We start from the raw sequence: 22,299 nt of genomic DNA, 5'->3' as shown, positions 1-22,299 counted from the left end.
ACTGGCAGATGCGCCCGGCCGGGGCCGAGGGGCATACTGGGGTGGTGTCCCCCAACTACGTGGTCGTGCCGCAGTGGCAAGGTTCGGTTTCTCCGCGCGCGATGCGCCTGGTCGACGGGGCGGAGGCGATCCAGGGCGACCTGCCCTCCTCGGTCACCTTTCCCGTCGACGTGCCCGCCGAAGCGGGCGATGCCCTGGACACCGGCATCCACCGGTTCTCGGCGCTGCTGACGGTGCGTGACCGGCAGTTGGCCGTGCTCCGAGCCGGTTCGGAGCCGGTGCTCACGATCGGCGGCGACTGCGGGGTGTCCTTCGGCGCCGTCGAGCACGCCTCCCGCCGGCACCCCGGCGACATCGCGCTGGTCTGGTTCGATGCCCACCCCGACCTGCACACCAGCGAATCCTCGCAGTCCGGTGGCTTCGGTGGCATGGTGCTGCGCGCCATCCTCGGTGACGGCGTCGACGGTCTCGCGCTCGACGCCGATGCCCGGCTCAGCCCGGACCGGGTGGTGCTGGCCGGCGTGCGCGACATCGACCCGGCCGAAGATGTCTACATCACGGAGCAGGGCATCCCGCTGGTGCCGGTGGAGGATTTCGGCACCCCGGCGGCGGTCGTGGCCGCGGTCAAGCGCACGGGCGCCGCGCACGTGTATGTGCACATCGACCTCGACGTGCTCGATCCTGCCACGATCGTCGGCCTGTCGAACATCTACCCGTTCGGTCTGGCCGTGGAGGGCCTCACCGCCGCGATCACGGCGCTCCGCGCCGAATTCTCTCTGGCCGGCGCCACCATCGCCGGCTTCGCGCCGTCCTCCCCCGAGGCTGCCAACGACGACCTGCCCAGCATCCTGCGCATCATCAGCGCGATCACCCGCTGACGACCTTTTCGCTTGCCTGATCGAAGGAGATCAACCATGACCACGGAGGACTTGAAAGTCGTGACCGAGCGGCGCGGGCACCTGCTGCTGATCGGGCTGAATCGGCCCGAGAAGCGCAATGCGGCTGACTTCGCCGTGTTGCAGCAGCTCGCGCTGGCGTACGGGGAGCTGGAGCGTGACCCGGAGCTGCACGTGGGTGTGGTGCACGCTCTCGGCGAGCACTTCACCGCCGGGCTCGACCTGGCCGATGTGGGCCCGCGGCTCGGCCCCGACGGTATCGACATCGTGCCTGAGGGCGGCCTCAACCCCTGGCAGGTCGACGGCACCGCGCTGACCAAGCCCGTGGTGATCGCCGTGCAGGGCACCTGCCTCACCCTGGGCATCGAGCTGATGCTGGCCAGCGACATCGTCGTCGCCGCCGAGTCCACCCGGTTCGGCCAGATCGAGGTGAGCCGGGGCATTCTGCCGTTCGGCGGCGCCACGATCCGGTTCCCGCGCGCCGCTGGCTGGGGCAATGCCATGCGCTGGCTGCTCACCGGGGACATGTTCGACGTCAGGGAGGCGCACCGGATGGGGCTGGTGCAGGAGATCGTACCGAACGGTCGCGAGCTGCACCGTGCCATCGAGCTCGCCGAGCGCATCGCCGCGCAGGCGCCGCTGGCCGTGCAGGCCACCCTCGCCAGCGCCCGCACGGCGCTCCGTGACGGACCCGCAGCGGCCGAGGCCGAGCTGCAGCCCGCCCTGGCGCGCCTGGCCGGGTCGACGGATGCCCGCATCGGCATGGAGGCGTTCCTCTCGCGCCAGCCCGCCGCGTTCCAGGGACGCTAGTCTGGCGAACTCTGGATTCCTCCCGGGAACGGTCGGTAGGCTGCGACGATGACCGACTCTGCAGCGATGCCCGCCACCCGTAGCTATGACGTCATCGTGATCGGTGCCGGCGCCGTGGGCGAGAACGTGGCCGACCGCACCGTGCAGGGGGGCCTCCGCACCCTCATCGTGGAGGCCGAACTCGTCGGCGGCGAGTGCTCATACTGGGCCTGCATGCCCTCCAAGGTGCTGCTGCGCAGCGGCGCCGCCCTCGCCGCGGCCCGCCGGGTGGCCGGCGCGGCCGAGGCGGTCACCGGGCAGCTCGACGTGGCTGCCGTGCTGGGGCGCCGCACCACCTTCACGCACGACTGGAACGACGACAGCCAGGCCGACTGGCTGGCCTCCGCGGGCATCGACCTGCTGCGCGGCCACGCCAGGCTCAGCGGCGTGCGCGAGGTCACCGTGCAGACGACGGATGGGCCGGTGGTCGTCACTGCCAGGCACGCCGTGGTACTCAGCACCGGGTCCAGCGCCCTGTTGCCCGACATCGACGGCCTCTCCGACGTGTCACCGTGGACCAGCCGGGACGCCACCTCGGTGACGAACCTGCCCGGCCATCTCGCCATCATCGGCGGTGGTGTCGTCGCCGTGGAGATGGCCGCCGCGTACCGGTCGCTTGGCGCCGAGGTGACCCTGCTCGTGCGCAGCTCCCTGCTGCGGGACCAGGAACCGTTCGCCGGCGAGCTGGTGGCCGCCGCCCTCGCCGACGCGGGTGTCCAGGTGCTCACCGGCGCCAGCCCCACCGCCGCCCGCCGCATCGATACCGGCCAGGTGGCCCTGGTGCTCGCCGACGGCCGCACCATCACGGCCGACGAGGTGCTCGTGGCCACCGGCCGGGCGCCGCGCAGCCAGGACCTCGGCCTCGAGAACGTGGGCCTCACCCCGGGCGACTGGGTCGACGTGGACGACACCCTGCTGGTCACCGGCGACTCCGCCGCCCTGGCCGGCGACTGGCTCTACGCCACCGGCGACGTGAACCACCGGGCGCTGCTCACCCACCAGGGCAAGTACCAGGCCCGTGCGGCCGGCGACGTCATCGTCGCCCGCGCCAGGGGCACGGTGGTCGACGACGCCCCATGGGGCACCCACGTGGCCACGGCCGATCACGCCGCCGTGCCGCAAGTCACCTTCACCGACCCCGAGGTGGCCTCGGTCGGGCTGACCGCCGCCGCGGCCGAGCAGGCCGGCTACCGCATTCGGGTGCTCGACTACGACCTGGCCGGGGTCGCCGGCGCCAGCGTGCTGGCCGACGGCTACAGCGGGCAGGCCCGCGCCATCGTCGACCTCGACACCGAGGTGCTGCTGGGTGTCACCTTCGTGGGCGCCGGTGTCGGCGAGCTGCTGCACGCGGCCACCATCGCCGTGGTCGGCGAGGTACCGATCAGCCGGCTTTGGCACGCTGTGCCCAGTTACCCCACCCTCAGCGAGGTCTGGCTGCGGCTGCTCGAGGCCTACGGCCGGCCGCCGGCCAGCAGCGACCGGAGCCTCTGATGCGACGGCTTCTGCTCGATTCCCCGCTCAGCCGGGCCGGGTATCTGTACGCCACCGCGGTCGGCCTGGTCTGGGGTGCGATCTGGAGCACCGGCCGCGTCGAACACCGGAACGGCCTGTTCGTGTTCCGCGGGCTGCCCGCCTGGTCGTTCGGCCGCGGCGGCTCCTGCGTGGGCGCCGTCTACCTCACCAACCAGAACGTGACGGCAGATGTGCTCGAGCACGAGGCCGTGCACAAGGTGCAGTGGCAGCGTTACGGCATGCTTTTTCCGCTGCTGTATCTGCTCGCCGGGCGGGACCCGTTGAAGAACCGGTTCGAGATCGAGGCGGGCCTGGAGAAAGGCGGCTACCTACGCCAGAAGCGTGCGGCTACGCGTGCTCCGCGCGCCCGTCACGCCAGTACCCCATGAAGGCCACCTGGCGACGGTTGATGCCGACCTCGGAGACGAGGAAGCGGCGCAGCCGCTTGATCACACCGGCTTCACCGGCCAGCCAGGCGTAGAGCTCGCCGTCGAGAGCCGATCCGTCCGGCACCTCCCAGAGGATGCTCTCGTCGATGTCGATGTCGGGCAGCTCGGTACCGCTGTGGTGTGCGGTCAGGAAGCGGGCCGTCCAGCCCCGAACGGCGGATTCGAGCGCGGAACCGTGGGCGGCGCCGTTGCGGGCCAGCCAGGTCACGGTGACCCCGTCGGGAGCGTTGGTCTCGTGCGCGTCGCCGTCTTCGGGCACCTCGATGTAGGCGCAGCCCCGAGCGGTGCGCGGCAGGGCCGAGAGGATGGCGCAGATCGCCGGAGCGGCGGTCTCGTCGCCGGCGATGAGCACGGTGTTGGCGTTGCCCGGGGCCCACTCGATGCCCACGATCGGGTTGTCGCCGTCGGCGACAGGTCCCACGATGGCGACCTCGTCGCCGACGATCGCGGCGCGCACCCAGCGCGATGCGGGGCCGGCGTCGCCGTGGGTGACGAAGTCGATGTCCACCTCGCGGTGCTCGGGGCGGGCGTGCCGCACGGTGTAGGTGCGCAGGGGGTTCCGGCGCTCCGCGGGCAGGTCGCGCCAGGTCTCGTACCAGGAGTCGCTCTGCGGGAAGGACGAGACCCCGACGCCGGGCAGCGGGAGGACGAGCTTGATGCGCTGATCGAGGCCGGCGGTGCCGAATTCGTGCAGGTCGGGGCCGGTGAAGGTCACCCGGGTGAAATTTGTCGACAGACGTTGCACGCGGGCCACCGAGACGGCGAACGGGCGGTAGCTGGGGCGCGGTGCCCGCACGCGTGCGGCGGCCGGCGCGGGAGCGACTGTCGAGGTAAGCATGGCCTAAGTATGGCATGCCTTACCTATGTTTCACCTAGCGATTTCCGGTGAACGGTTCCGAGGTGGGTCGTTACGCGGCGGTGACCCACTCGCTGGCGACGTAGCTGCCCGCGCCGCGCCGCGTGGCCGGGCTGACGTAGCCGGTGGGGATCGCGGCGGGCTGTCCGCTGCTCACGTAGCCGGCCGGCTCGGCTGAACGATCGGTGCGGGGGCCGGCGATGCTGATGTAGGAATTCATGATGCTCCTGTCGGGTGGGGCTGGTTTCGACGCAGAGCTTCATTGGACGCGTGCTGGTGGTGGTGTGTGATCGCGCGGCCGGCCGGCTGGGCCGGCCGCGCGAGTGAGGTGGTGCGGGTGTTACTCGCCGACGCCGACGGGCTCAGCGGCCACGTTGGCCGAGCCGGCCGCAGCGTCGGTGGCCAGGTTCAGCCTGAGGCTCGCGCCGAGGGTGGTGTCCACGTTCGTCCAGTACTGGATGGCGCGTTCCTTGACCTCGGGGCGGGTGACGCCACCGACGGCACCGGTGATGGTCTCCAGGAACCGGGCCTTGGCCGCGTCGTCGAAGACGTCGCGGTAGAGGGTGCCGGCCTGGCCGAAGTCGTCGTCCTCGGAGCGGAGGGTGGCGGCGCTGCGCACCAGCGCACCGTCGAACTCCCAGCTGCCGTCGCCCGCGAGGGCCGGATCGGCGACGGGGCCGCCGAGCGAGTTGGGCGCGTAGACCGGGGCGCTGGCGTCGTTGAAGTGGTACCGGGCGGCGCCATCCTGCGAGTAGTTGTGCACCGGGGCCTGGGGCGCGTTCACCGGCAGCTGGTTGTAGTTGGTGCCCACGCGGTAGCGCTGGGCATCCGGGTAGGAGAAGATACGAGCCATCAGCATCTTGTCGGGGCTGGCGGCGATGCCGGGCACGAAGTTGGCCGGCGAGAACGCGGCCTGTTCGATCTCGGCGAAGAAGTTGCCCGGGTTGCGGTTGAGGGTGTGCGTGCCCACCTTGATGAGCGGGAAGTCCGCGTGCGGCCAGACCTTGGTGAGGTCGAACGGGTTGAACCTGTAGGTCTTGCCCTCTTCGTAGGGCATGACCTGCACGTGCACGTCCCAGGACGGGAAGTCGCCGGCGTCGATGGCTTCGTAGAGGTCGCGCCGGTAGTAATCGGCGTCGGCGCCGGCGATGAGCTCGGCTTCTGCGCCTTCCATCTCGATGTTGCCCTGGTTGGAGGTGAAGTGGTACTTCACCCAGAAGCGCTCACCGGCGGCGTTGATCCACTGGTAGGTGTGCGAGCCGAAGCCGGGCATGGTGCGCCAGGACCGCGGCAGGCCGCGGTCGCCCATCAGGTAGGTCACCTGGTGGGCGGACTCGGGCGAGAGGGTCCAGAAGTCCCACTGCATGTCGGCGTCGCGGAGGCCGGAGCCGGGCAGGCGCTTCTGCGAGTGGATGAAGTCGGGGAACTTGATGCCGTCGCGGATGAAGAACACCGGGGTGTTGTTTCCGACGATGTCGTAGTTGCCCTCCTGGGTGTAGAACTTCACCGAGAAGCCGCGCACGTCGCGCCAGGTGTCCGGGCTGCCCTGCTCGCCGGCGACGCTGGAGAAGCGCTGCAGGGTGTCGGTGCGCGCGCCGGGCTGGAACAGCGCCGCGCGGGTGTATGCGGACACGTCACCGGTGACTTCGAAAACGCCGTGCGCTCCGCCGCCCTTGGCGTGCACGATGCGCTCCGGGATGCGCTCGCGGTTGAACTGCGCGAGCTTCTCGACCAGGTAGCGGTCGTGCAGGGCGGTGACGCCGTCGGCGCCGGCGGTGAGGGAGTGCTCGTCGCTGGGAACCGGGGTTCCGGTCTGGGTGGTGGTGGGGGGCAGTGTTGTCATGGTGCTCCTTCGTGTCATGTGCTGGTCGTTCGCGTCGTTTAGAAGTCGGTGGATGTCGAGGGGAGCGTCGTGCCGGTCTGGCAGTCCGGGCAGAGACCCCAGAAGGTGACCTCGGCGGTCTGCACGACGAAGCCGGCGGTGTCAGACGGGGTCAGGCAGGGAGCTTCGCCGGTCACGCACTCCACGTCGCGAACGCTGTGGCAGTTCGTGCAGACGATGTGGTGGTGGTTGTCGCCCACCCGGCGCTCGAACAGCGCGGCGGAGCCGGCCGGTTCGATGCGGCGCACCAGACCGGCGGTGTTGAAGGCGCCGAGCACACCGTAGACCGCCTGCAGGGAGGTGCCGGGCAGTTGCCGGCTGACGGCCTCGAAGAGCTGGTCGGCGGTGGCGTGCGGAGACGCGGCGAGCCCGCCAAGCACGGCCAGCCGGGGTGCGGTGACCTTCAGTCCCGCAGCGCGAATCTCGGCGGCATGGTCGGCGGCGTGGTCGAGGGCGGCTGGTATCGCCTGGTCGTCCATTCCGTGTCTGTGCATGCCCTCACGCTAGCAGTTGTTTTGAATCACTCAAAACAAGACACGCCGGTCACAGGCCGGCCGGCACCCGGTCCTGCCAGCGGAGCCTGCGCTCCAGTTGCGCCCCGAGCGCCAGCAGGGTGGCCTCGCCGCCCGGCCGGCCGATCAGTTGAACACCCATCGGCAGCCCGTCGGCGGTCTGCGCGACGGGCAGGGTGATGGCCGGCAGGCCGCAGACATTCACCATCGAGGTGAACGGCGTGTACTGCACCTGCTGGGCGAAGTTGCGTTCGCCATCCGTGGCGTCGTACCAGCCCACAGGTCGCGGGGTCAGCGCCAGCGCGGGCGTGAGCACGGCGTCGAAGCGGGCCAGCTGACGGATGAACGAGCGCTCGTAGGCGGCCAGGGTGCTCAGCGCCTCGGCCACGGCGCTGCCGGTCAGCGAACGGCCGCGGTGCATCAGCCACCGGGTGAGGGGTTCGAGCAGGGCCTCCTGCTCCGGGGTTTCGGCGGGGATCCGGGCCGCGCTGAGCTGCCACAGCGCCCGGAAGGCCGGCGCGTAGCTCGGGTCTGCCGTGAGGGCGGTTTGTTCGATGCCGTGCCCCATCGCCGCGAAGCCGTCCACGGCCGAGGTGAGCGCGGCCAGGGCCTCCGGAGCCAGGCTGATCTCGTAGGCGTCGTCCCAGGCCGAGGTGGTCATCACGCCCAGCTGGTACCGGCCCTCACCGCGGATGGCGGCGCCGAGCAGCTGCTCGTCTCCCCCGGGCGCCCGCACCGAGAACGGATGCTCCGGCCGGCCGCCGCCCGGCGCGATCATGGCGTCCAGCAGCAGGGCCGCATCCGCCACGGTGCGGGCCAGCGGGCCGGCCACCGGCAGTCCGCCGGGCACGTCGAGGCCGCTCGCCGCCGGAATTCGGCCCCGGGACGGCTTCAGGCCGACGAGGCCGCAGGCGGCGGCGGGGATCCGCACCGAGCCGCCGCCGTCACTCCCGGGTGCGAACGGCAGCATCCGGGCGGCCACGGCCACCGCGGCGCCGCCGCTGGAGCCGCCGGCGCCGAAAGTGGGGTTCCAGGGATTGCGGGCCGGCGGGGCGGCCAGGCTCTCGGTGTAGGAGGGCAGACCGAACTCGGGTGTATTGGTCTTGCCCAGGCTGATTCCGCCGGCAGTGTCGAGGGCCTGCACGAGCAGGTCGCTGGTTTCGGGCACGTTGTCCCGCATCAGCCGGGAGCCCAGGCGCGCGGGCACGCCGGCGCGCAGCTGCAGATCTTTGTCGCCGAAGGGCAGGCCCCATAGCGGTGCGGTGCGGGGAACCTCGTTCTCCACGAACCGGGCCCTGGCCAGGGCGGCCTCGGCGGTCACGGTGACAAAAGCGCCGAGCCCGGGGTTCAGCCGCTCGATGCGGGCCAGGTAGTGCTCGGTGAGGTCGGTGGGGCTGATCTCGCCCCGCTGCAGCGACCGCCACTGGTCGAGGGCGGTCAGTTCGAAGAGGTCGGCCATCCCCCGAGCCTAGCCATGCTGGCGCCGGAAACCCCGGCGAGGGTAGCCTCGGAGGATGACCCGCACCAAGACTGCCGCGCTGTACAACCCGATGGGCACGACCGCCCTGGTCACCGGCGCGTCCAGCGGGCTGGGGGTGGGCTTCGCGCACGAGCTCGCCCGCCGCGGCGCCGACCTGGTGCTCACCGCCCGGCGGCTCGACCGCCTGGAGGCCCTCGCGGTGGACCTGGCCGAGAAATACGGCACCGTGTCGACGGTGATTCCGCTCGACCTCGCCGAACCCGGCGCCGTACCCGAGCTGGTGCGGGACCTGACCGAACGCGACATCCGGGTGGCCACCCTGGTCAACAACGCCGGCTTCGGCCATTTCGGCGCCCTGGTGGATGCGCCGGCCGGCCGGGTGCACGACCAGGTCGCCGTGAACGTGGCGGCGCTGACGGATCTCACCCACGCCCTGCTGCCCGGTCTTCAGGCCGCGGCCCTCGCCCATCCGCACGGGGCCGCACTGGTGAACCTGGCCAGCACCGCAGCGTTCCAGCCGGTGCCGCGGCTGGCCGTGTACGCCGCCGCCAAGGCCTACGTGCTCAGCCTCACCGAGGCGCTCTGGTACGAGACGCGGGCCACCGGCCTCAAGGTCACCGCGGTGTGCCCCGGCCCCACCGAGACCGAGTTCTACGCCGTCGCCCGGCGGTCACCGGACGGGCCGCGGCGTCTGATGAGCGTCGACGAGGTGATGCACACGGCCTTCGCCGCTCTCGACGCGGCCACGACTCCCCCGCACACCGTCGTCGGCGGCCAGAACCGGGTCGTCGCCTGGCTGGCCGGAACAGCACCCCGGCGCGCCGTGGTGACGGTGACCGGGCGGTTGTCGCGCCGCTGAGTTGCCGGCTGCCGCTACTTCAGGCTCTTCTGAAGCAGCACGGTGCCCAGCCAACGCTCGAACTTGAAGCCGACCTTGCCCATCCGGCCGATCTCCTCGAAACCGAAGTCCTGGTGCAGCTTGATCGAGGCGTCGGCGCCCTGGTCGGCGATCACGGCGATGATCTCCTTGAGGCCGGCGGCCCTGGACCGCTCGATGAGTTCGGCCAGCAGAACCCGGCCCAGCCCCTTGCCGGTGGAGGCGGCACCGAGGTAGATGGAGTTCTCGACGGTGAACCTGTAAGCCTTCTTCTGCTTCCACGGGCTCACCAGGGCGTAGCCGAGCAGCTGGCCGGCAGGGGACTCGGCGACGATGAACGGCATGCCGAGCTTGGCCAGGTAGTGGAACTTGTCGCGCCATTCGGCAAGCGTCATCGCATCCTCGTCGAAGGTGACGGTGCTGTTCGCGACGTAATAGTTGTAGATCTCCTGAATATGGGGCAGGTCGGTCTCCACCGCGTCGCGCAGCGCGTACTCGAACGGCGCCTCGGGCGCCGGCGCCGGAGACAGGTGACGCGGCAGCCGCCGACGGGGCTGGTATTCCTCTTCTAACACCGGACGGGTCCTCTCCACATGCTGTTCAGGCTACCGTCAGCGACCAGTCGATGGGCGCGGCGCCCTGCGCGGCCAGCAGCGCGTTCGCCCGGCTGAACGGGCGCGATCCGGTGAATCCACGTCGGGCCGACAGCGGGCTCGGATGCGCGGAGACGATGGTGGGGGTGTCTCCCAGTAGCGGGGCGAGGTTTTCGGCGTCCTTGCCCCAGAGGATGGCGACCAGCGGCGTGCCGCGGGCGGCCAGCGCCCGGATGGCCTGCTCGGTCACGGCCTCCCAGCCGTGTCGCCGGTGCGAGCCCGCGGCGCCGGCCCGCACCGTGAGCACCCGGTTGAGCAGCAGCACGCCGTGCCGGGTCCAGGGGGTGAGGTCGCCGGTGGCCGGGGTCGGCAGCCCGAGGTCGTCGTGCAGCTCGGTGAAGATGTTGCCTAGGCTCCGCGGCACCGGGCGCACCTCAGCGGCCACCGAGAAGGCCAGGCCCACCGGATGCCCTGGGGTCGGGTACGGGTCCTGGCCCACGATGAGTACTCGCACGTCGGCGAACGGCTGCCGGAAGGCCCGCAGGATGTGCTCCGGCGCGGGCAGCACCCGTTCGCCGGCCGCGGCGTCGGCCCGCGCGAAGGCGAGCGGGGCCGCGAACGGGTCCACGGTGTTCACGTCGACCGGCGCATCCCCCGCGCCGGGGACGCCGAAGGCGCGCGCCCAACCGGGTTCGATCGGCGCCGCGATCAGCGCGGGTTCTGCCATCCGCTAGGCGCCGAAGGTACTCACCAGCACCCCGCCCTCGGATTCGCTGACGGTCCAGACACTGCCGGCGCCGGCCACGCCGAGGGTGCCCTGGCCCACGATCAGCACGGTGCCCTCGTCCACGGCGAGGCCGCCGCGGATGAGTCCGGCCTCGGTGGCGGCGACCATGCGGCTCAGGGTGCCCCACTGGGCGACGTGCACGTCGACGGTCACGTCGAGCAGGCCGATGCCGTTCTCGATGGTGATCTCGTCGAGGTCTTCCGAGGCCTCCTGCGGGCTCACCGGCACGCCGCCGATGCGCCAGCCGCCGAGCAGGGCTCGCTCGGCCGCGATCATCGCGCCGGCGGAGTAGCCCAGGTACGGGATGCCGGCGGCCACCTGGCGGCGGATCTCACCGGCGATGGGCGCGACGGCCGTGAGATAGGCGGGGGTGAGGCCGCCGCCGATGACGATGCCGTCGGCATCCGCCACCGCCAGCAGGGTCGCCAGGCCATCGAGGGCCAGCGACGTGATGACGGGGTCAAGCGGGCCGGCTGCTTCGAGCGCGGCGACAAGTTTGGCGGCGTGGTCGTCGCCGTCGCCGTTCCGCACCACGACGATCGCGATCCGCGGGTCGGTGCGGCCGGCGGCGGTGGCCCGCAGGGCGGCCTCGGCCAGGAACGGCCCGAAGACCGCCGCGTCGTTCTCGGTGTCGTTTTCGGGGGCCCAGCCGCCGCCGACGAGGTGGATGCTCATGCGTCGACCACCGAGGTGAGCGGGGTGGCCGTGACGGGCGGGAGCGACGACCAGGGGAAGACGATCCAGCCGTCGGTCTCGCGCCAGGTGAAGTCGGGCACGTGCACGGTGCGCGGCTTGGTGTACAGGGTGGCGGAGCGCACCTCACCGGCCGATTCCTTGAGGATGCCGACCACGAGGGCGAGGGTGTGGCCGGAGTCGGAGACGTCGTCGACCAGCAGCACCCGCAGGCCCGCGAGGGCCGGGGCGTCGAGCATCGGGCCGGACAGCACGGGCTCGGGCAGGCGCTCGTCGATGCCGCTGTAGAACTCGACGTTGATGGAGCCGCAGTTCTTGGTGCCGAGGGCGTAGGAGATGGCTCCGGCGAGCAGCAGTCCGCCGCGGGCGATGGCGATCACGACATCGGGCTGGAAGCCGCTGGCCAGCACCGTCGAGGCCAGCGACCTGGAGGCGTCGGCGAAGTCGGTCCACTCCAGCACCTCGCGCGGCGGGTCGATGGTGGCGGGGGGCGCGGTTTGCTGCTGGTCGGGTTGCATTTGTCAATGGTAGAACCTCGGGCGGCCGCAGTGCGCGGCCGAAGGGCCCGGTTCCGCGGCGACGCCCCGGTTACAGGAGAATTGACCCATGATCACACTGCACCAGGACGCCCACGGTTTCATCCGCATGAACCGCCACTTCCCCAGCAAGACCCCCATCGCGATTCTCTTCACCGACGGCACGACCGGCGAGTACACCGGCGCTCGGCTGAACGACCTGTACGACGCGGCGCTGGCTACCTTCCGCGCCGAGAACCGCCTGGATGCCAAGGGCTTTTCCCGCGCGCCGGCGAAGACCGTGCACCCCACCAACAACGTGGAATTCGTGCCGGTCGAGTCCGGGATGGCGCCGTAACCGTCTTGTGAGCCTTCTGCCGCACAGCGCCGAGGTGGAGATCGTGCTGCTCCTGGCCTCCCCCGTGCACCGCTACGAGGGGCGCCCGGCCGACGGGCCGCTGCCGATGGTCGGCGCGGAGAGCCACCCCAGCGTCCGCCTGCGGGCGGGCCTGGGCATCGTGGGCGACCGGCACTTCGCCAAACCGGCGCACGTACACGCGTCGGTCACCGTGATGAACGCCGACGTTCTGGCGCAGGTGGCGGATGACCTCGGCCTGCCGCGCACTCTGGACCCGGCCGCCACCCGGCGCAACGTCCTGCTGCGCGGGGTGGATATCGACTCTCTGCGCGGCGCCACGTTCTCGCTCGACACCGGCGACGGCCCGGTCGAGTTCCTGGTCAACCGGCCGGCGAACCCGTGCGCCTGGATGGACGTGGTGCTGGCTCCCGGCGCGCACCGGGCCCTGCGGGGCCGCGGCGGCATGCGCTGCGAACCGCTGACCGACGGGATGCTGCGGCTCGGGCCCGCCCGGCTGCGCTGCAGCAGCCCCCTGACCGGTGTGGGGCTTACGGGTGCCGAACCGCCTGGCCGGCCAGCACGGCCCGGTAACCCTCCCGGTAGCTCGGATAGGTGAAGCTGAACCCGGTCTCGAGGATTCGACGGTTGCTCACGCGTTTGTCGCCGCCGCGGCGGCCGCCGGTCTCGACGATCTCCGGGTGGGGCAGGCCGAGTTCGTCGGCGAGGAAATCCAGCACCTCGGTGGCGGGCACCGGCGTCGAGTCGACGCCGAGGTAGAGCGGGTCGGGCGCCGTGTCCCGACAGACCAGGTGCACGATCATGGCCGCGGCGTCGTCGCGGTGGATCCGGTTACTGAGACGGCCGCGCGCGGCAATCGTCGCCCGCCCCTCGCGGACCTGCCTGATCAGGCGCTCCCGGCCGGGGCCGTAAATGCCGCCCAGGCGCAGCACGACGGCGGCCGGGATCCGGCTGCGCAGCAGCTGCTCGGCCTCGAGCAGGATCGAGTCGGTGCCCGGTCCCGGGGCCGCCGGGGTCTCCTCGTCGACAGTGCTGCCGTCGTTCACGTCGTACACCGCGGTGGAGGACACCAGCAGGAACCGGCGCGGGGTGACCCCGGTCGCGTCGAGGGCGTCGAGGAGGTTGGCCAGGCCGGTCACATACGCGGCCCGGTACACCGCGGGGTCTGGGTTGCCCGCGGCGACGGTCACGATCACGATCTCGGTGTCCGCCGGCACCTCGGGCCGCTCGCGGCTCAGGTCGACGGACTGCCCGTTGAGGGCGACCGGGAGCACCCCGGCCTGGCGGCGCACTCCCACCACTCGTTGGCCGAGGGCGACCAGGCGGAGGCCCACCTCGGTGCCGAGGTCGCCGCATCCGGCTATCAGTACAGTCATGACTCCAGTATGGAGCGGCTCGCGCGGCGTCAGAGCACGTCGCCGTCGGCCGCCGGCGGAACGTGGCGTTCCGGCGTGCCGTTGTAGACCGACAGCGGCCGGATCAGCGCGTTCGCGGCCAGTTGCTCCATGATGTGCGCGGTCCAGCCGGTCACCCGGGCGGCGACGAAGATCGGCGTGAAGCTGGCGGTGTCGAAACCCATCAGGTGGTACGCCGGGCCGGCCGGGTAGTCCAGGTTGGGCAGGATGCCGGTGCGGGTCTTCATGCCGTCGGCGAGCGATTCGTAGAGGTCGAGCAGGTCGGGCCGGTCGAAGTGGTCGATCAGGGTGAGCAGCGCCGCGTGCATGGTGGGCACCCTGGAGTCGCCGTGTTTGTACACCCGGTGGCCGAAGCCCATCACCTTGCGCTTATGCGCGAGGGTGTCCTCCAGCCAGAGTTCGGCGCGCTCCGCCGACCCGTCGCCCAGGCCGATCTCGCTGAAGATGTGCATCACGGCCTCGTTCGCGCCGCCGTGCAACGGGCCCTTGAGCGCCCCAATCGCCCCGGTCACGGCGGAGTAGAGGTCGGAGAGGGTGGAGGTGATCACCCGGGCCGTGAACGTGGACGCGTTGAAGGAGTGCTCGGCGTACATGATCATCGACACGTCGAAGGCTTCGACGACCTCGACCTCCTGCACCTCGCCGAAGGTCATGTAGAGGAAGTTCGCCGAATAACCGAGGTCGTCGCGGGGTTCGACGAGGTCGAGGCCGTGCCGGCGGCGCTGATCGTACGAGACGATCGCCGGCAGCTGCGCGAACAGGCGCAACGACTTGGCCAGGTTGGCCTCCACCGACGAGTCCGGGGTGCTCAGGTCGTTGGCGCCGATCACGCTCACGGCGGTGCGCACCACGTCCATCGGATCGGCGGAGGTGGGGATCTCGTCGATCACCCGGCGCACCGAGTGATCCAGGCGCCGGAGTGACCGCTCGGCGACCTCGAATGCGGCCAGTTGCACATCGTCCGGCAGCTCGCCGTGCCAGAGCAGGTAGGCGACCTCTTCGAAGCTCTTCTGCGCGGCCAGTTCCTGCACCGGGTAGCCGCGGTAGAGCAGCGAGTTGGAGTCGGGGTTGACCCTGGACACCGCCGTCGTATCGGCCACAACCCCGGCCAGGCCGCGGTGGATCTCCGGCACGACCGGCTGTTGCACCGGGGCCGTGTGGGTGGGCTGGTTGATAGTCATTTCGCTCCTTTGCGTCCTGAGGTACTTGGCCGTGCTGGTACTGCTTCGTGGTGCCGTTGTGGTGCTGGGCTAGCCGTCGTGACCGCTCAGAGTGAAGTTGAAAATCCCCGAATCGAAGCGATTGTAAGCCTCGTAGTCCAGCAGCCGGTAGAGCTCGGCGCGGGTTTGCATGTCCGGCAGCCGGCTGGTCAACGAGCCCTCGGCGAGGATGGTGTCCAGGCCCGCAACGGCTGCGCCCATCGCCAGGCGCAGCAGCGACACCGGGAAGATCACCAGGTTGATGCCCACGTCGGCGAGCTGGTCGACCCTGAAGAGTTCGCTCTTGCCGAACTCGGTCATATTGGCCAGGATCGGCACGTCCACCGCCGCCCGGATGGCTTCGAATTCGGCCAGGGTGCCCATGGCCTCGGGGAAGATCGCGTCGGCGCCGGCATCCACCAGCGCCTTGGCCCGGTCGATCGCTGCGGCCAGCCCGTCGACGGCGCGGATGTCGGTGCGCGCCATCACGAGCAGGTTCGCATCCCGCCGGGCGTCGACGGCCGCGCGGATGCGCTTGAGGGCCGTGTCGGTGTCGACGACCTGCTTGCCGTCCAGGTGCCCGCAGCGTTTGGGGTTGACCTGGTCCTCGATGTGCAGGCCGGCCACGCCGGCATCCTCGAGGGTCTGCACGGTGCGGGCCACATTCATCGGCTCGCCGAAGCCGGTGTCGGCGTCGACGAGGGTGGGCAGGTCGGTCATCCGGGAGATCTGCTGACTGCGGCCGGCGACCTCGGTGAGAGTGGTCAAACCGATGTCGGGCAGACCGAGGTCGGCGGCGAGCACGGCACCGGAGATGTAGACGCCCTCGAATCCCTTGGCCTGGATCAGTTTGGCGCTGAGCGGGTTGAACGCGCCGGGGAAACGCAGCAGCTCGCCGCCGGCGAGGTCGGCGCGGAGTTGCGCGCGCTTGGCGGCGGGGGTGAGTCCGGAGTAGAGCATCAGAAGATTCCGTTCAGGCTGGGCAGCGGTTCGAGGAGGCCGGGGCGGGCCACCAGGGTGAGGCCGCCGAGTTCGGCAGCGGTCAGCTCCGGCAGCCGCTGGGCGAGGTCCAGGAACCGCTCGATCTCGGCCGGCTCCAGGGCGTTCGCGGCGAGCAGCCGGAACTTGGCGACGTAGTCGGCGCGCACGAACGGGCGGGCGCCGAGCGGATGCGCATCCGCGACGGCCAGCTCGTCGACCAGACGGCTGCCGTCGGCCAGCAGGATCTCGACACGGCCGCCGAACGCCTTCTCGGCGGGGTCGCTGGAGTGGTACCGGCGGGTCCACTCGGCATCTTCGCTCGTGCTGACCGTGTTCCACAGGGCCACGGTGTCGGCCCGGCCGGCGCGCTCGGGCCGGTAGGAGTCCTCGTGATGCCAGGAGCCGTCCTGGAGCGCGACGGTGAAGATGTACGGCACCGAGTGGTCCAGGGTTTCCCGGCTGGCCAGCGGGTCGTACTTCTGTGGGTCGTTGGCTCCGGAGCCGATCACGTTGTGGGTGTGGTGTGAGGTGTGGATGACGATGCTCGCCACCGCGCCGGGCACCAGGATTTCGGGGTGCTCGCGGTGCAGCTTCCGGGCCAGGTCGATGAGCGCCTGGGCCTGGTACTCCGCGGAGTGCTCCTTGGTGAAGCTGTCCAGGATCGCCCGTTTGGGCTCACCCGCGGCCGGCAGGGCTACGTCGTAAGCGGCATCCGGTCCGTCGAGCAGCCAGGCGATCACGCCGTCCTCACCCTCGTAGATCGGGGTGGGGCTGGTCTGGCCGCGCATGGCCCGGTCGACGGCCTCGACGGCCATCTTGCCGGCGAACGCGGGAGCGTATGCCTTCCAGGAGGAGATTTCGCCCTTGCGGGACTGCCGGGTGGCCGTGGTGGTGTGCAGGGCCTGGCCGACGGCCTGGAAGATCGTGTCGGGGTCCAGGCCCAGCAGGGTGCCGAGGCCGGCCGCGGCCGACGGGCCCAGGTGGGCGACGTGGTCGATCTTGTGCTTGTGCAGGCTGATCGAGCGGGCCAGGTCGATCTGCACCTCGTAGCCCGTCGCGATGCCGCGCACCAGGTCGCCTCCGGTGAGGCCGCGGCGGGCGGCCAGGTGCTGGGCGACGGCGATGAGCGGCGGGATGTTGTCGCCGGGGTGCGAGTACTCGGCGGCGAGGAAGGTGTCGTGGTAGTCCAGTTCCCGCACGGCCACCCCGTTGGCCCAGGCCGCCCACTCCGGCGAGACCCTCTCGGTGTCGGACGGGCCGAACACCGTGGCGCCGTCGCCGCCGGTCGACCGGGGATGCGCCAGCGCCTGCGACCGGGCGGCGGCGACGGCGGCACGGGTCAGCGAGGCCGCGGCGACGGCGGCGTTGTCGATCACCCGGTTGATGATCATCTCGGTGACATCGTCGTCGACCGGGACCGGGTCTGCCGCGCAGGCGGCGATCTTCCAGGCCAGCTGGTCGGTCTTGGCGGGGCTGTTCTCGCTGGGGTGCACGCGCACGGAGGTTGTCTGCACGAGGGTGGTCCTTTCGAATCGGGAGGTCAGGAGGTCGTTTCGGTGGCCTCGAGCACCGCGAGCACACTCGCGAGGCTGAGATGCAGGTGCACGTGGGTGGCGTGCGCGGCGAGCGCAGCGTCGCCGTGGATGATCGCGTCGAGGATCAACAGGTGTTCGGCCGCGGCGGCCCGCAGCCGCACCGGGTTTCCCCTGGCCACCCGGCGGATGCGGGCCAGGTGGGTGCGCACGGTGACCAGGGCGCCCACCAGGAAGGAGTTGTCGACGGCGGCGTCGATGGCGGCGTCGAACTCGTCGATCAGCGCGTAGTACTCGTGGATGCCGTCTTCGCCCGCATCGAGCAGGGCCGGGGCGGCGACGAACCGGTCGCGCAGCATCCCGAACGCGGTGCGGTCATCGCGGCGCGCGGCCAGCGTCGCGGCCCGCTCCTCGAGGGCCTCGCGCAGCTCGTAGAGATCGTTGATCGACTCGACCGACATCTCGGTGACCGAGAAGCCCCGGCCGCTGCGGCCGGCGACGAGACCGGCGGCCACGAGCCGCGCCACGGCGGAGCGCAGCGGGGTGCGGGAGACGCCGAGCCTGGCGGCCTGTTCCACCTCGAGCAGCACCGTGCCGGCCGGCAGGACTCCGTCGAGGATCTCGTCACGCAACACCCTGTAGGCCCGGTCGCTCGCCCGCTCCGGTGCGGATTTCACGGTCTCTGTATACACACGCGCATTCTATTCCCCTATTGCCCGGCGTGTGCAAGACTAACCGCACCTTGTGTATACATGAGAGCTTCAATGGAGAGGTTCGCACCATGATCGAAGACACTGGAACCACTCGCACGACCCCCCAGGGCTACCGCGATGTCTGGCGGCGGAGCATCGACGAGCGCGATGACTTCTGGCTGCAGGCCGCCGGGCTCGTCGATTGGGTCAGCGCGCCGACCACGGCGCTGACAGAGCGCTCCCCCACTGACTACTCCTGGTTCGCGGACGGCACCCTCAACACCAGCTACAACGCCCTCGACCGGCACGTCCTGGCCGGCCGCGGCGATCACACGGCGCTGATCTACGACTCCGCGATGACGGGCACCCGCATCCGGCTGAGCTACCGCGACCTGCTCGACCGGGTCGCCAGGTTCGCCGGGGTGCTGCGGGCCAATGGCGTGGGCCGGGGCGACAGGGTCATCGTGTACCTGCCGATGATCCCCGAGGCCGTCGTGGCGATGCTCGCCTGCGCCCGGATCGGGGCCGTGCATTCGGTGGTGTTCGGCGGCTTCGCGGCCAGCGAGCTCGCCGTGCGCATCGACGATGCCCGGCCCGCGGTGATCGTCACGGCCTCCGGCGGCCTGGAGCCCGGCAAGGCGGTGCCGTATCTCCCCTTGGTGCAGAAGGCGCTCGAGCTCAGCGCCGGCTCGGTGCACACCGTCATCGTGCGCGACCGTGCCACGATCGACGGATCTGCCGCCGACTACGCCGGGGACCCCGCCGACGATGCCGCCGTGCGTTGGCTGGACTGGGCGGACGCGGAGGCCGCCGCCACCCCGGCCGACCCGGTCACCGTCGCAAGCACCGACCCGCTCTACATCCTCTATACCTCCGGCACCACCGGAAACCCGAAGGGCATCATCCGCGACAACGGCGGTCACGCCGTTGCGCTGACCTGGTCTATGCGGGGCATCTACGACATCGGGCCCGACGACGTGTTCTGGGCGGCGTCGGACGTCGGCTGGGTGGTCGGCCACTCCTACATCGTCTACGCACCGCTGCTGGCCGGCGCCACCACGATCATCTACGAGGGCAAGCCCATCGGCACCCCGGATGCCGGCGCCTTCTGGCGCGTCGTGGCGGACTACAGGGTGAACGTGTTGTTCACCGCGCCCACGGCCATCCGGGCCATCCGCCGGGTCGACCCCGACCTGGCCGAGCTGGCCCGCCACGACGTGTCCAGCCTCACCGCGCTGTTCCTGGCCGGTGAACGGCTCGACCCGGAGACCTTCCACTGGGTCAACGACGGCCTGCACTGCCCGGTCGTCGACCACTGGTGGCAGACCGAGACCGGCTGGGCCATCTGCGCCAACCCGCGCGGAATCCAGGAGCTGCCCACCAAACCCGGCTCCACCGCGGTGCCGGTGCCCGGCTACGACATCGCGATTCTCGATTCGAAGGGCGCACCCATCACCAAGCCGGGCAAGGACGGCAACATCGTCATCCGGCTGCCGCTGCCGCCGGGCTCCCTGCTGGGCATCTGGGGCGGCGCCGACCGCTTCGTCGACGCCTACCTCACCGCCTTCCCCGGTTACTACGCCACCGGGGACTCCGGGCACCTCGACGCCGACGGCTATCTCTACGTGATGGGCCGTACCGACGACGTGATCAACGTCGCCGGCCACCGGCTCTCCACAGGGTCCCTCGAGGAGGTGCTCGCCCGGCATCCGGCCGTTGCGGAGTGCGCCGTGCTCGGTGTGCACGACGCGCTCAAGGGCCAGCGGGCGGCCGGTTTCGTCACCCTCAAGGCCGGCGCGGTGGTCGACCACGATCTGCTCACGGCCGAGCTGGTCAACCTGGTGCGGGAGCACATCGGCCCGGTGGCGGCGTTCCGCGACGTGAGAATCCTGGACCGGCTGCCCAAGACCCGCTCAGGCAAGATCCTGCGCAAGACCATCCGCCAGATCGTCGACGGCGAGCCGTACAAGGTCCCGCCCACCATCGAAGACCCCGCCGTGCTCGACGCGCTCGCCCTTGCTGTCCGGCCCCCACCAACCGACTAACATCCACCCATCTCACCGGAGCAAAGGAGCCCCATGAAGGAATCACTGAACGACACCAGGCCGGAGGACTCGATCGACTATGTCGCCTTCGAGACCAGCGACCGCTTCGTCAACCTGCAACGCCGGCGCCGGAGGTTCGTGGTGCCGATGGCGGTGTTCTTCCTGGTCTGGTACTTCGCGTACGTGCTGGTGGCGGCATACCTGCCCGATGTGATGGCGCGGCCGGTCTTCGGCAGCATCAACCTGGGCCTGGTGCTCGGCCTCGGCCAGTTCGTCACGACGTTCGCCATCACCATCTGGTATGTCGCCTTCTCCAACCGGGTGCTCGACCCGCTGGGCGCAGAGCTCCGCGCCGAGCTCGAAGCGAAGGTCGCCGCATGAGCGCCCTGGGAATGAGCCTGACCGCTGTCGCCGCAGCGGTCGAGCCCACGGAGAACAACCCGGTCCTGAACATCTCGATCTTCCTGGCCTTCGTGGCCGTCACCCTGGTGATCGTGATCCGGGCCGGCCGCAACAACCGCACCGCCGCCGATTACTACACCGGCGGTCGCTCCTTCACCGGGCCCCAGAACGGCTTCGCGATCGCCGGCGACTACCTCTCGGCGGCATCGTTCCTCGGCATCGTCGGCGCCATCGCCGTGAACGGCTACGACGGGTTCCTCTACTCGATCGGCTTCCTGGTGGCCTGGCTGGTGGCCCTGCTGCTGGTGGCCGAGCTGATGCGCAACACCGGCAAGTTCACCATGGCGGATGTGCTCTCCTTCCGGCTGGCCCAACGGCCGGTGCGCGTCGCCGCGGCCACCACCACCCTGGCGGTGTGCTTCTTCTACCTGCTCGCGCAGATGGCCGGCGCCGGCGGGCTCGTCTCGCTGTTGTTGGGCATCAACGACAAGCTCGGCCAATCCATTGTGGTGACGGTGGTCGGCGGGCTGATGATCATGTACGTGCTGATCGGCGGCATGAAGGGCACCACCTGGGTGCAGATCGTCAAGGCGTTTCTGCTCATCATCGGCGCTGGCGCCATGACGGTGTGGGTGCTGGTGATCAACGGGTTCAACCTGTCCACCCTGCTCGATGCCGCCGTCGCGAACGCCTCGGTCACCCCGGCGGAGTCGATCCTCGCGCCCGGCCTGCAGTACGGCGGCAACCCGCTGGACTTCATCTCCCTGGCCATCGCCCTGGTGCTCGGCACCGCGGGCCTGCCGCACGTGCTGATGCGCTTCTACACGGTGCCCAGCGCCAAGGAGGCCCGACGCTCGGTGGTCTGGGCGATCTTCCTGATCGGGGCGTTCTACCTGTTCACGCTGGTGCTCGGCTTCGGCGCCGCGGCCCTGGTGGGTGCGGACACCATTCTCGCCTCGCCCGGCGGAGTGAACTCCGCGGCGCCGCTGCTGTCGCTGGCGCTGGGCGGCCCGCTGCTGCTGGGCTTCATCTCGGCCATCGCGTTCGCCACCATCCTCGCCGTGGTCGCCGGTCTCACCATCACCGCGGCCACCTCGTTCGCGCACGACATCTACGCCAGCGTGATCAAGAAGGGCAAGGGTGACCCGGACGGCGAGGTCAAGATCGCCCGGCGCACCGTCGTGGTGATCGGCATCCTCGCCATCGCCGGCGGCATCGGCGTGCAGGGGCAGAACATCGCCTTCCTGGTGGCGCTGGCCTTCGCCGTCGCGGCGAGCGCCAACCTGCCCACCATCCTGTACTCGCTGTTCTGGCGCGGTTTCACCACCCGCGGGGCCCTGTGGAGCATGTACGGCGGGTTGGGGTCGGCGATTCTGCTGATCGTGTTCTCGCCGGTGTTCTCCGGCACACCCACCTCGATGTTCGGTGAGGGTGTGGACTTCGCGATCTACCCGCTGAACAACCCGGGCATCATCTCGATCCCGCTGGGCTTCTTCCTCGGCTGGCTCGGCTCGGTCACCAGCACCCGCCGGGAGGACCCCAAGCTGGCTGCAGAGATGGCGGTGCGCTCCCTCACCGGGTTCGGCGCCGAGAAGGCGACCGAGCACTAGCCCCGCTCCCCTCCCGCTCCCCTTCCCGCGGCCGCGACTGTGGCCGATGCGGACAATTGCGCCCCTTGGGTTCAGGGGGTCGTTGCAACACCTGATTGATTGAGGTGTTGGTTATGGGTGGTCGTGTTGGGTTTCCGCGTGAGGTT

24 protein-coding genes are annotated in these 22,299 nt (G+C 70.5%); 10 read left to right on the top strand and 14 right to left on the bottom strand.

The window, feature by feature from the left end; translation table 11 throughout:
- Window positions 1-44: 44 nt before the first annotated feature.
- From E3T19_RS01900 to E3T19_RS01885, 4 genes are read left to right on the top strand one after another with little or no spacing between them, the layout of a single operon-like run.
- Complete coding sequence (locus tag E3T19_RS01900; protein WP_103460921.1) at window positions 45-878, top strand: arginase family protein; 834 nt, start codon at window positions 45-47, stop codon at window positions 876-878.
- Between the two features lie 36 nt (window positions 879-914).
- Complete coding sequence (locus tag E3T19_RS01895) at window positions 915-1,706, top strand: crotonase/enoyl-CoA hydratase family protein (protein WP_134407950.1); 792 nt, start codon at window positions 915-917, stop codon at window positions 1,704-1,706.
- A 48-nt stretch (window positions 1,707-1,754) separates the two neighbouring features.
- Window positions 1,755-3,236, top strand: coding sequence for an NAD(P)/FAD-dependent oxidoreductase (locus tag E3T19_RS01890; RefSeq protein WP_241979933.1), 1,482 nt, complete (start codon window positions 1,755-1,757; stop codon window positions 3,234-3,236).
- Window positions 3,236-3,646, top strand: a complete 411-nt coding sequence (locus E3T19_RS01885) for a Fe-S oxidoreductase (RefSeq protein ID WP_103479664.1) — start codon at window positions 3,236-3,238, stop codon at window positions 3,644-3,646. The genes E3T19_RS01890 and E3T19_RS01885 overlap by 1 nt, the downstream gene beginning before the upstream one ends.
- On the opposite strand, the gene E3T19_RS01880 is transcribed toward E3T19_RS01885, so the two are convergent.
- The 5 genes from E3T19_RS01880 to E3T19_RS01865 all read right to left on the bottom strand — a co-directional run bounded on the left by E3T19_RS01880 (window position 3,606) and on the right by E3T19_RS01865 (window position 8,415).
- On the bottom strand, window positions 3,606-4,544 hold the full coding sequence (locus E3T19_RS01880) for a siderophore-interacting protein (protein ID WP_103479665.1): 939 nt from the start codon (window positions 4,542-4,544) through the stop codon (window positions 3,606-3,608). The two genes, E3T19_RS01885 and E3T19_RS01880, sit on opposite strands and share 41 nt — an antisense overlap.
- 70 nt (window positions 4,545-4,614) lie before the next feature.
- Entirely contained in the window at window positions 4,615-4,782 is a 168-nt protein-coding gene (locus tag E3T19_RS18835; protein ID WP_165787969.1) for a hypothetical protein, read from the bottom strand.
- Between the two features lie 120 nt (window positions 4,783-4,902).
- Window positions 4,903-6,405, bottom strand: a complete 1,503-nt coding sequence (locus tag E3T19_RS01875; RefSeq protein WP_103479666.1) for a catalase — start codon at window positions 6,403-6,405, stop codon at window positions 4,903-4,905.
- Between the two features lie 38 nt (window positions 6,406-6,443).
- Window positions 6,444-6,923: a Fur family transcriptional regulator gene (locus E3T19_RS01870; protein WP_103479667.1), complete on the bottom strand. Its 480-nt coding sequence runs from the start codon at window positions 6,921-6,923 to the stop codon at window positions 6,444-6,446.
- A 64-nt stretch (window positions 6,924-6,987) separates the two neighbouring features.
- Entirely contained in the window at window positions 6,988-8,415 is a 1,428-nt protein-coding gene (locus E3T19_RS01865; protein WP_088455366.1) for an amidase, read from the bottom strand.
- 55 nt (window positions 8,416-8,470) lie between these two features.
- Here E3T19_RS01865 and E3T19_RS01860 point away from each other — a divergent pair, with 55 nt between their 5' ends.
- Window positions 8,471-9,295 carry an SDR family oxidoreductase gene (locus E3T19_RS01860; RefSeq protein WP_240632383.1) on the top strand — a complete coding sequence of 275 codons (825 nt, stop codon included), beginning with the start codon at window positions 8,471-8,473 and terminating at the stop codon, window positions 9,293-9,295.
- A 14-nt stretch (window positions 9,296-9,309) separates the two neighbouring features.
- Here E3T19_RS01860 and E3T19_RS01855 read toward each other — a convergent pair whose 3' ends face one another.
- The 4 genes from E3T19_RS01855 to E3T19_RS01840 are packed head-to-tail and all read right to left on the bottom strand — an operon-like array spanning window position 9,310 to window position 11,904.
- Entirely contained in the window at window positions 9,310-9,888 is a 579-nt protein-coding gene (locus tag E3T19_RS01855) for a GNAT family N-acetyltransferase (protein WP_088455365.1), read from the bottom strand.
- Between the two features lie 25 nt (window positions 9,889-9,913).
- Window positions 9,914-10,633, bottom strand: coding sequence for a uracil-DNA glycosylase (locus E3T19_RS01850; RefSeq protein WP_134407949.1), 720 nt, complete (start codon window positions 10,631-10,633; stop codon window positions 9,914-9,916).
- Between the two features lie 3 nt (window positions 10,634-10,636).
- Complete coding sequence (locus E3T19_RS01845) at window positions 10,637-11,368, bottom strand: Type 1 glutamine amidotransferase-like domain-containing protein (RefSeq protein WP_103479670.1); 732 nt, start codon at window positions 11,366-11,368, stop codon at window positions 10,637-10,639.
- Window positions 11,365-11,904 (bottom strand): phosphoribosyltransferase, encoded by a 540-nt coding sequence (locus E3T19_RS01840; RefSeq protein WP_088455362.1) that lies wholly within the window; start codon window positions 11,902-11,904, stop codon window positions 11,365-11,367. The genes E3T19_RS01845 and E3T19_RS01840 overlap by 4 nt, the downstream gene beginning before the upstream one ends.
- Window positions 11,905-11,992: 88 nt before the next feature.
- Here E3T19_RS01840 and E3T19_RS01835 point away from each other — a divergent pair, with 88 nt between their 5' ends.
- Both E3T19_RS01835 and E3T19_RS01830 read left to right on the top strand, forming a co-directional pair.
- Entirely contained in the window at window positions 11,993-12,259 is a 267-nt protein-coding gene (locus E3T19_RS01835) for a hypothetical protein (protein ID WP_103479671.1), read from the top strand.
- Between the two features lie 7 nt (window positions 12,260-12,266).
- A complete protein-coding gene (locus E3T19_RS01830; protein ID WP_240632382.1) occupies window positions 12,267-12,875 on the top strand; it encodes an MOSC domain-containing protein in 609 nt (202 codons plus the stop codon).
- Here E3T19_RS01830 and E3T19_RS01825 read toward each other — a convergent pair.
- The 5 genes from E3T19_RS01825 to E3T19_RS01805 form a co-directional block, all read right to left on the bottom strand.
- Window positions 12,808-13,653 carry an NAD-dependent epimerase/dehydratase family protein gene (locus tag E3T19_RS01825; protein WP_088455360.1) on the bottom strand — a complete coding sequence of 282 codons (846 nt, stop codon included), beginning with the start codon at window positions 13,651-13,653 and terminating at the stop codon, window positions 12,808-12,810. The genes E3T19_RS01830 and E3T19_RS01825 overlap by 68 nt on opposite strands.
- A gap of 29 nt (window positions 13,654-13,682) precedes the next feature.
- The gene (locus E3T19_RS01820) at window positions 13,683-14,873 is read right to left on the bottom strand and encodes a bifunctional 2-methylcitrate synthase/citrate synthase (RefSeq protein ID WP_103479672.1); all 1,191 of its coding nucleotides are present in this window, start codon (window positions 14,871-14,873) and stop codon (window positions 13,683-13,685) included.
- A 69-nt stretch (window positions 14,874-14,942) separates the two neighbouring features.
- The gene (prpB, locus tag E3T19_RS01815) at window positions 14,943-15,851 is read right to left on the bottom strand and encodes a methylisocitrate lyase (RefSeq protein ID WP_088455358.1); all 909 of its coding nucleotides are present in this window, start codon (window positions 15,849-15,851) and stop codon (window positions 14,943-14,945) included.
- Window positions 15,851-17,386, bottom strand: coding sequence for an MmgE/PrpD family protein (locus tag E3T19_RS01810; RefSeq protein ID WP_103479673.1), 1,536 nt, complete (start codon window positions 17,384-17,386; stop codon window positions 15,851-15,853). Before E3T19_RS01810 ends, prpB begins: the two co-directional genes overlap by 1 nt.
- 26 nt (window positions 17,387-17,412) lie before the next feature.
- Window positions 17,413-18,096, bottom strand: a complete 684-nt coding sequence (locus E3T19_RS01805; protein ID WP_240632381.1) for a GntR family transcriptional regulator — start codon at window positions 18,094-18,096, stop codon at window positions 17,413-17,415.
- 89 nt (window positions 18,097-18,185) lie between these two features.
- Here E3T19_RS01805 and E3T19_RS01800 point away from each other — a divergent pair, with 89 nt between their 5' ends.
- Genes E3T19_RS01800 through E3T19_RS01790 form a run of 3 tightly spaced genes read left to right on the top strand, consistent with a single transcriptional unit; the run spans window position 18,186 to window position 22,153 of the window.
- The gene (locus E3T19_RS01800) at window positions 18,186-20,141 is read left to right on the top strand and encodes an AMP-binding protein (RefSeq protein ID WP_134407948.1); all 1,956 of its coding nucleotides are present in this window, start codon (window positions 18,186-18,188) and stop codon (window positions 20,139-20,141) included.
- Between the two features lie 33 nt (window positions 20,142-20,174).
- A complete protein-coding gene (locus tag E3T19_RS01795) occupies window positions 20,175-20,522 on the top strand; it encodes a DUF485 domain-containing protein (protein ID WP_088455355.1) in 348 nt (115 codons plus the stop codon).
- The gene (locus E3T19_RS01790) at window positions 20,519-22,153 is read left to right on the top strand and encodes a cation acetate symporter (RefSeq protein WP_241979931.1); all 1,635 of its coding nucleotides are present in this window, start codon (window positions 20,519-20,521) and stop codon (window positions 22,151-22,153) included. Before E3T19_RS01795 ends, E3T19_RS01790 begins: the two co-directional genes overlap by 4 nt.
- Window positions 22,154-22,299: the final 146 nt, after the last annotated feature.

This window comes from Cryobacterium sp. TMT4-31, assembly GCF_004403385.1.
Lineage (GTDB): Bacteria > Actinomycetota > Actinomycetes > Actinomycetales > Microbacteriaceae > Cryobacterium > Cryobacterium zongtaii.
Note: the sequence above shows the minus strand (reverse complement) of the source record. Positions and strands in the feature narration are given on the sequence as shown.

Bases quoted from the DNA above. Each gene is read 5' to 3' on its own strand.
- E3T19_RS01895 (WP_134407950.1), top strand. From the start codon at position 915: ATGACCACGGAGGACTTGAAAGTCGTGACCGAGCGGCGCGGGCACCTG.
- E3T19_RS01890 (WP_241979933.1), top strand. From the start codon at position 1,755: ATGACCGACTCTGCAGCGATGCCCGCCACCCGTAGCTATGACGTCATC.
- E3T19_RS01885 (WP_103479664.1), top strand. From the start codon at position 3,236: ATGCGACGGCTTCTGCTCGATTCCCCGCTCAGCCGGGCCGGGTATCTG.
- E3T19_RS01880 (WP_103479665.1), bottom strand. From the start codon at position 4,544: ATGCTTACCTCGACAGTCGCTCCCGCGCCGGCCGCCGCACGCGTGCGG.
- E3T19_RS18835 (WP_165787969.1), bottom strand. From the start codon at position 4,782: ATGAATTCCTACATCAGCATCGCCGGCCCCCGCACCGATCGTTCAGCC.
- E3T19_RS01875 (WP_103479666.1), bottom strand. From the start codon at position 6,405: ATGACAACACTGCCCCCCACCACCACCCAGACCGGAACCCCGGTTCCC.
- E3T19_RS01870 (WP_103479667.1), bottom strand. From the start codon at position 6,923: ATGGACGACCAGGCGATACCAGCCGCCCTCGACCACGCCGCCGACCAT.
- E3T19_RS01865 (WP_088455366.1), bottom strand. From the start codon at position 8,415: ATGGCCGACCTCTTCGAACTGACCGCCCTCGACCAGTGGCGGTCGCTG.
- E3T19_RS01860 (WP_240632383.1), top strand. From the start codon at position 8,471: ATGACCCGCACCAAGACTGCCGCGCTGTACAACCCGATGGGCACGACC.
- E3T19_RS01850 (WP_134407949.1), bottom strand. From the start codon at position 10,633: ATGGCAGAACCCGCGCTGATCGCGGCGCCGATCGAACCCGGTTGGGCG.
- E3T19_RS01845 (WP_103479670.1), bottom strand. From the start codon at position 11,368: ATGAGCATCCACCTCGTCGGCGGCGGCTGGGCCCCCGAAAACGACACC.
- E3T19_RS01840 (WP_088455362.1), bottom strand. From the start codon at position 11,904: ATGCAACCCGACCAGCAGCAAACCGCGCCCCCCGCCACCATCGACCCG.
- E3T19_RS01835 (WP_103479671.1), top strand. From the start codon at position 11,993: ATGATCACACTGCACCAGGACGCCCACGGTTTCATCCGCATGAACCGC.
- E3T19_RS01825 (WP_088455360.1), bottom strand. From the start codon at position 13,653: ATGACTGTACTGATAGCCGGATGCGGCGACCTCGGCACCGAGGTGGGC.
- E3T19_RS01820 (WP_103479672.1), bottom strand. From the start codon at position 14,873: ATGACTATCAACCAGCCCACCCACACGGCCCCGGTGCAACAGCCGGTC.
- prpB (WP_088455358.1), bottom strand. From the start codon at position 15,851: ATGCTCTACTCCGGACTCACCCCCGCCGCCAAGCGCGCGCAACTCCGC.
- E3T19_RS01800 (WP_134407948.1), top strand. From the start codon at position 18,186: ATGATCGAAGACACTGGAACCACTCGCACGACCCCCCAGGGCTACCGC.
- E3T19_RS01795 (WP_088455355.1), top strand. From the start codon at position 20,175: ATGAAGGAATCACTGAACGACACCAGGCCGGAGGACTCGATCGACTAT.
- E3T19_RS01790 (WP_241979931.1), top strand. From the start codon at position 20,519: ATGAGCGCCCTGGGAATGAGCCTGACCGCTGTCGCCGCAGCGGTCGAG.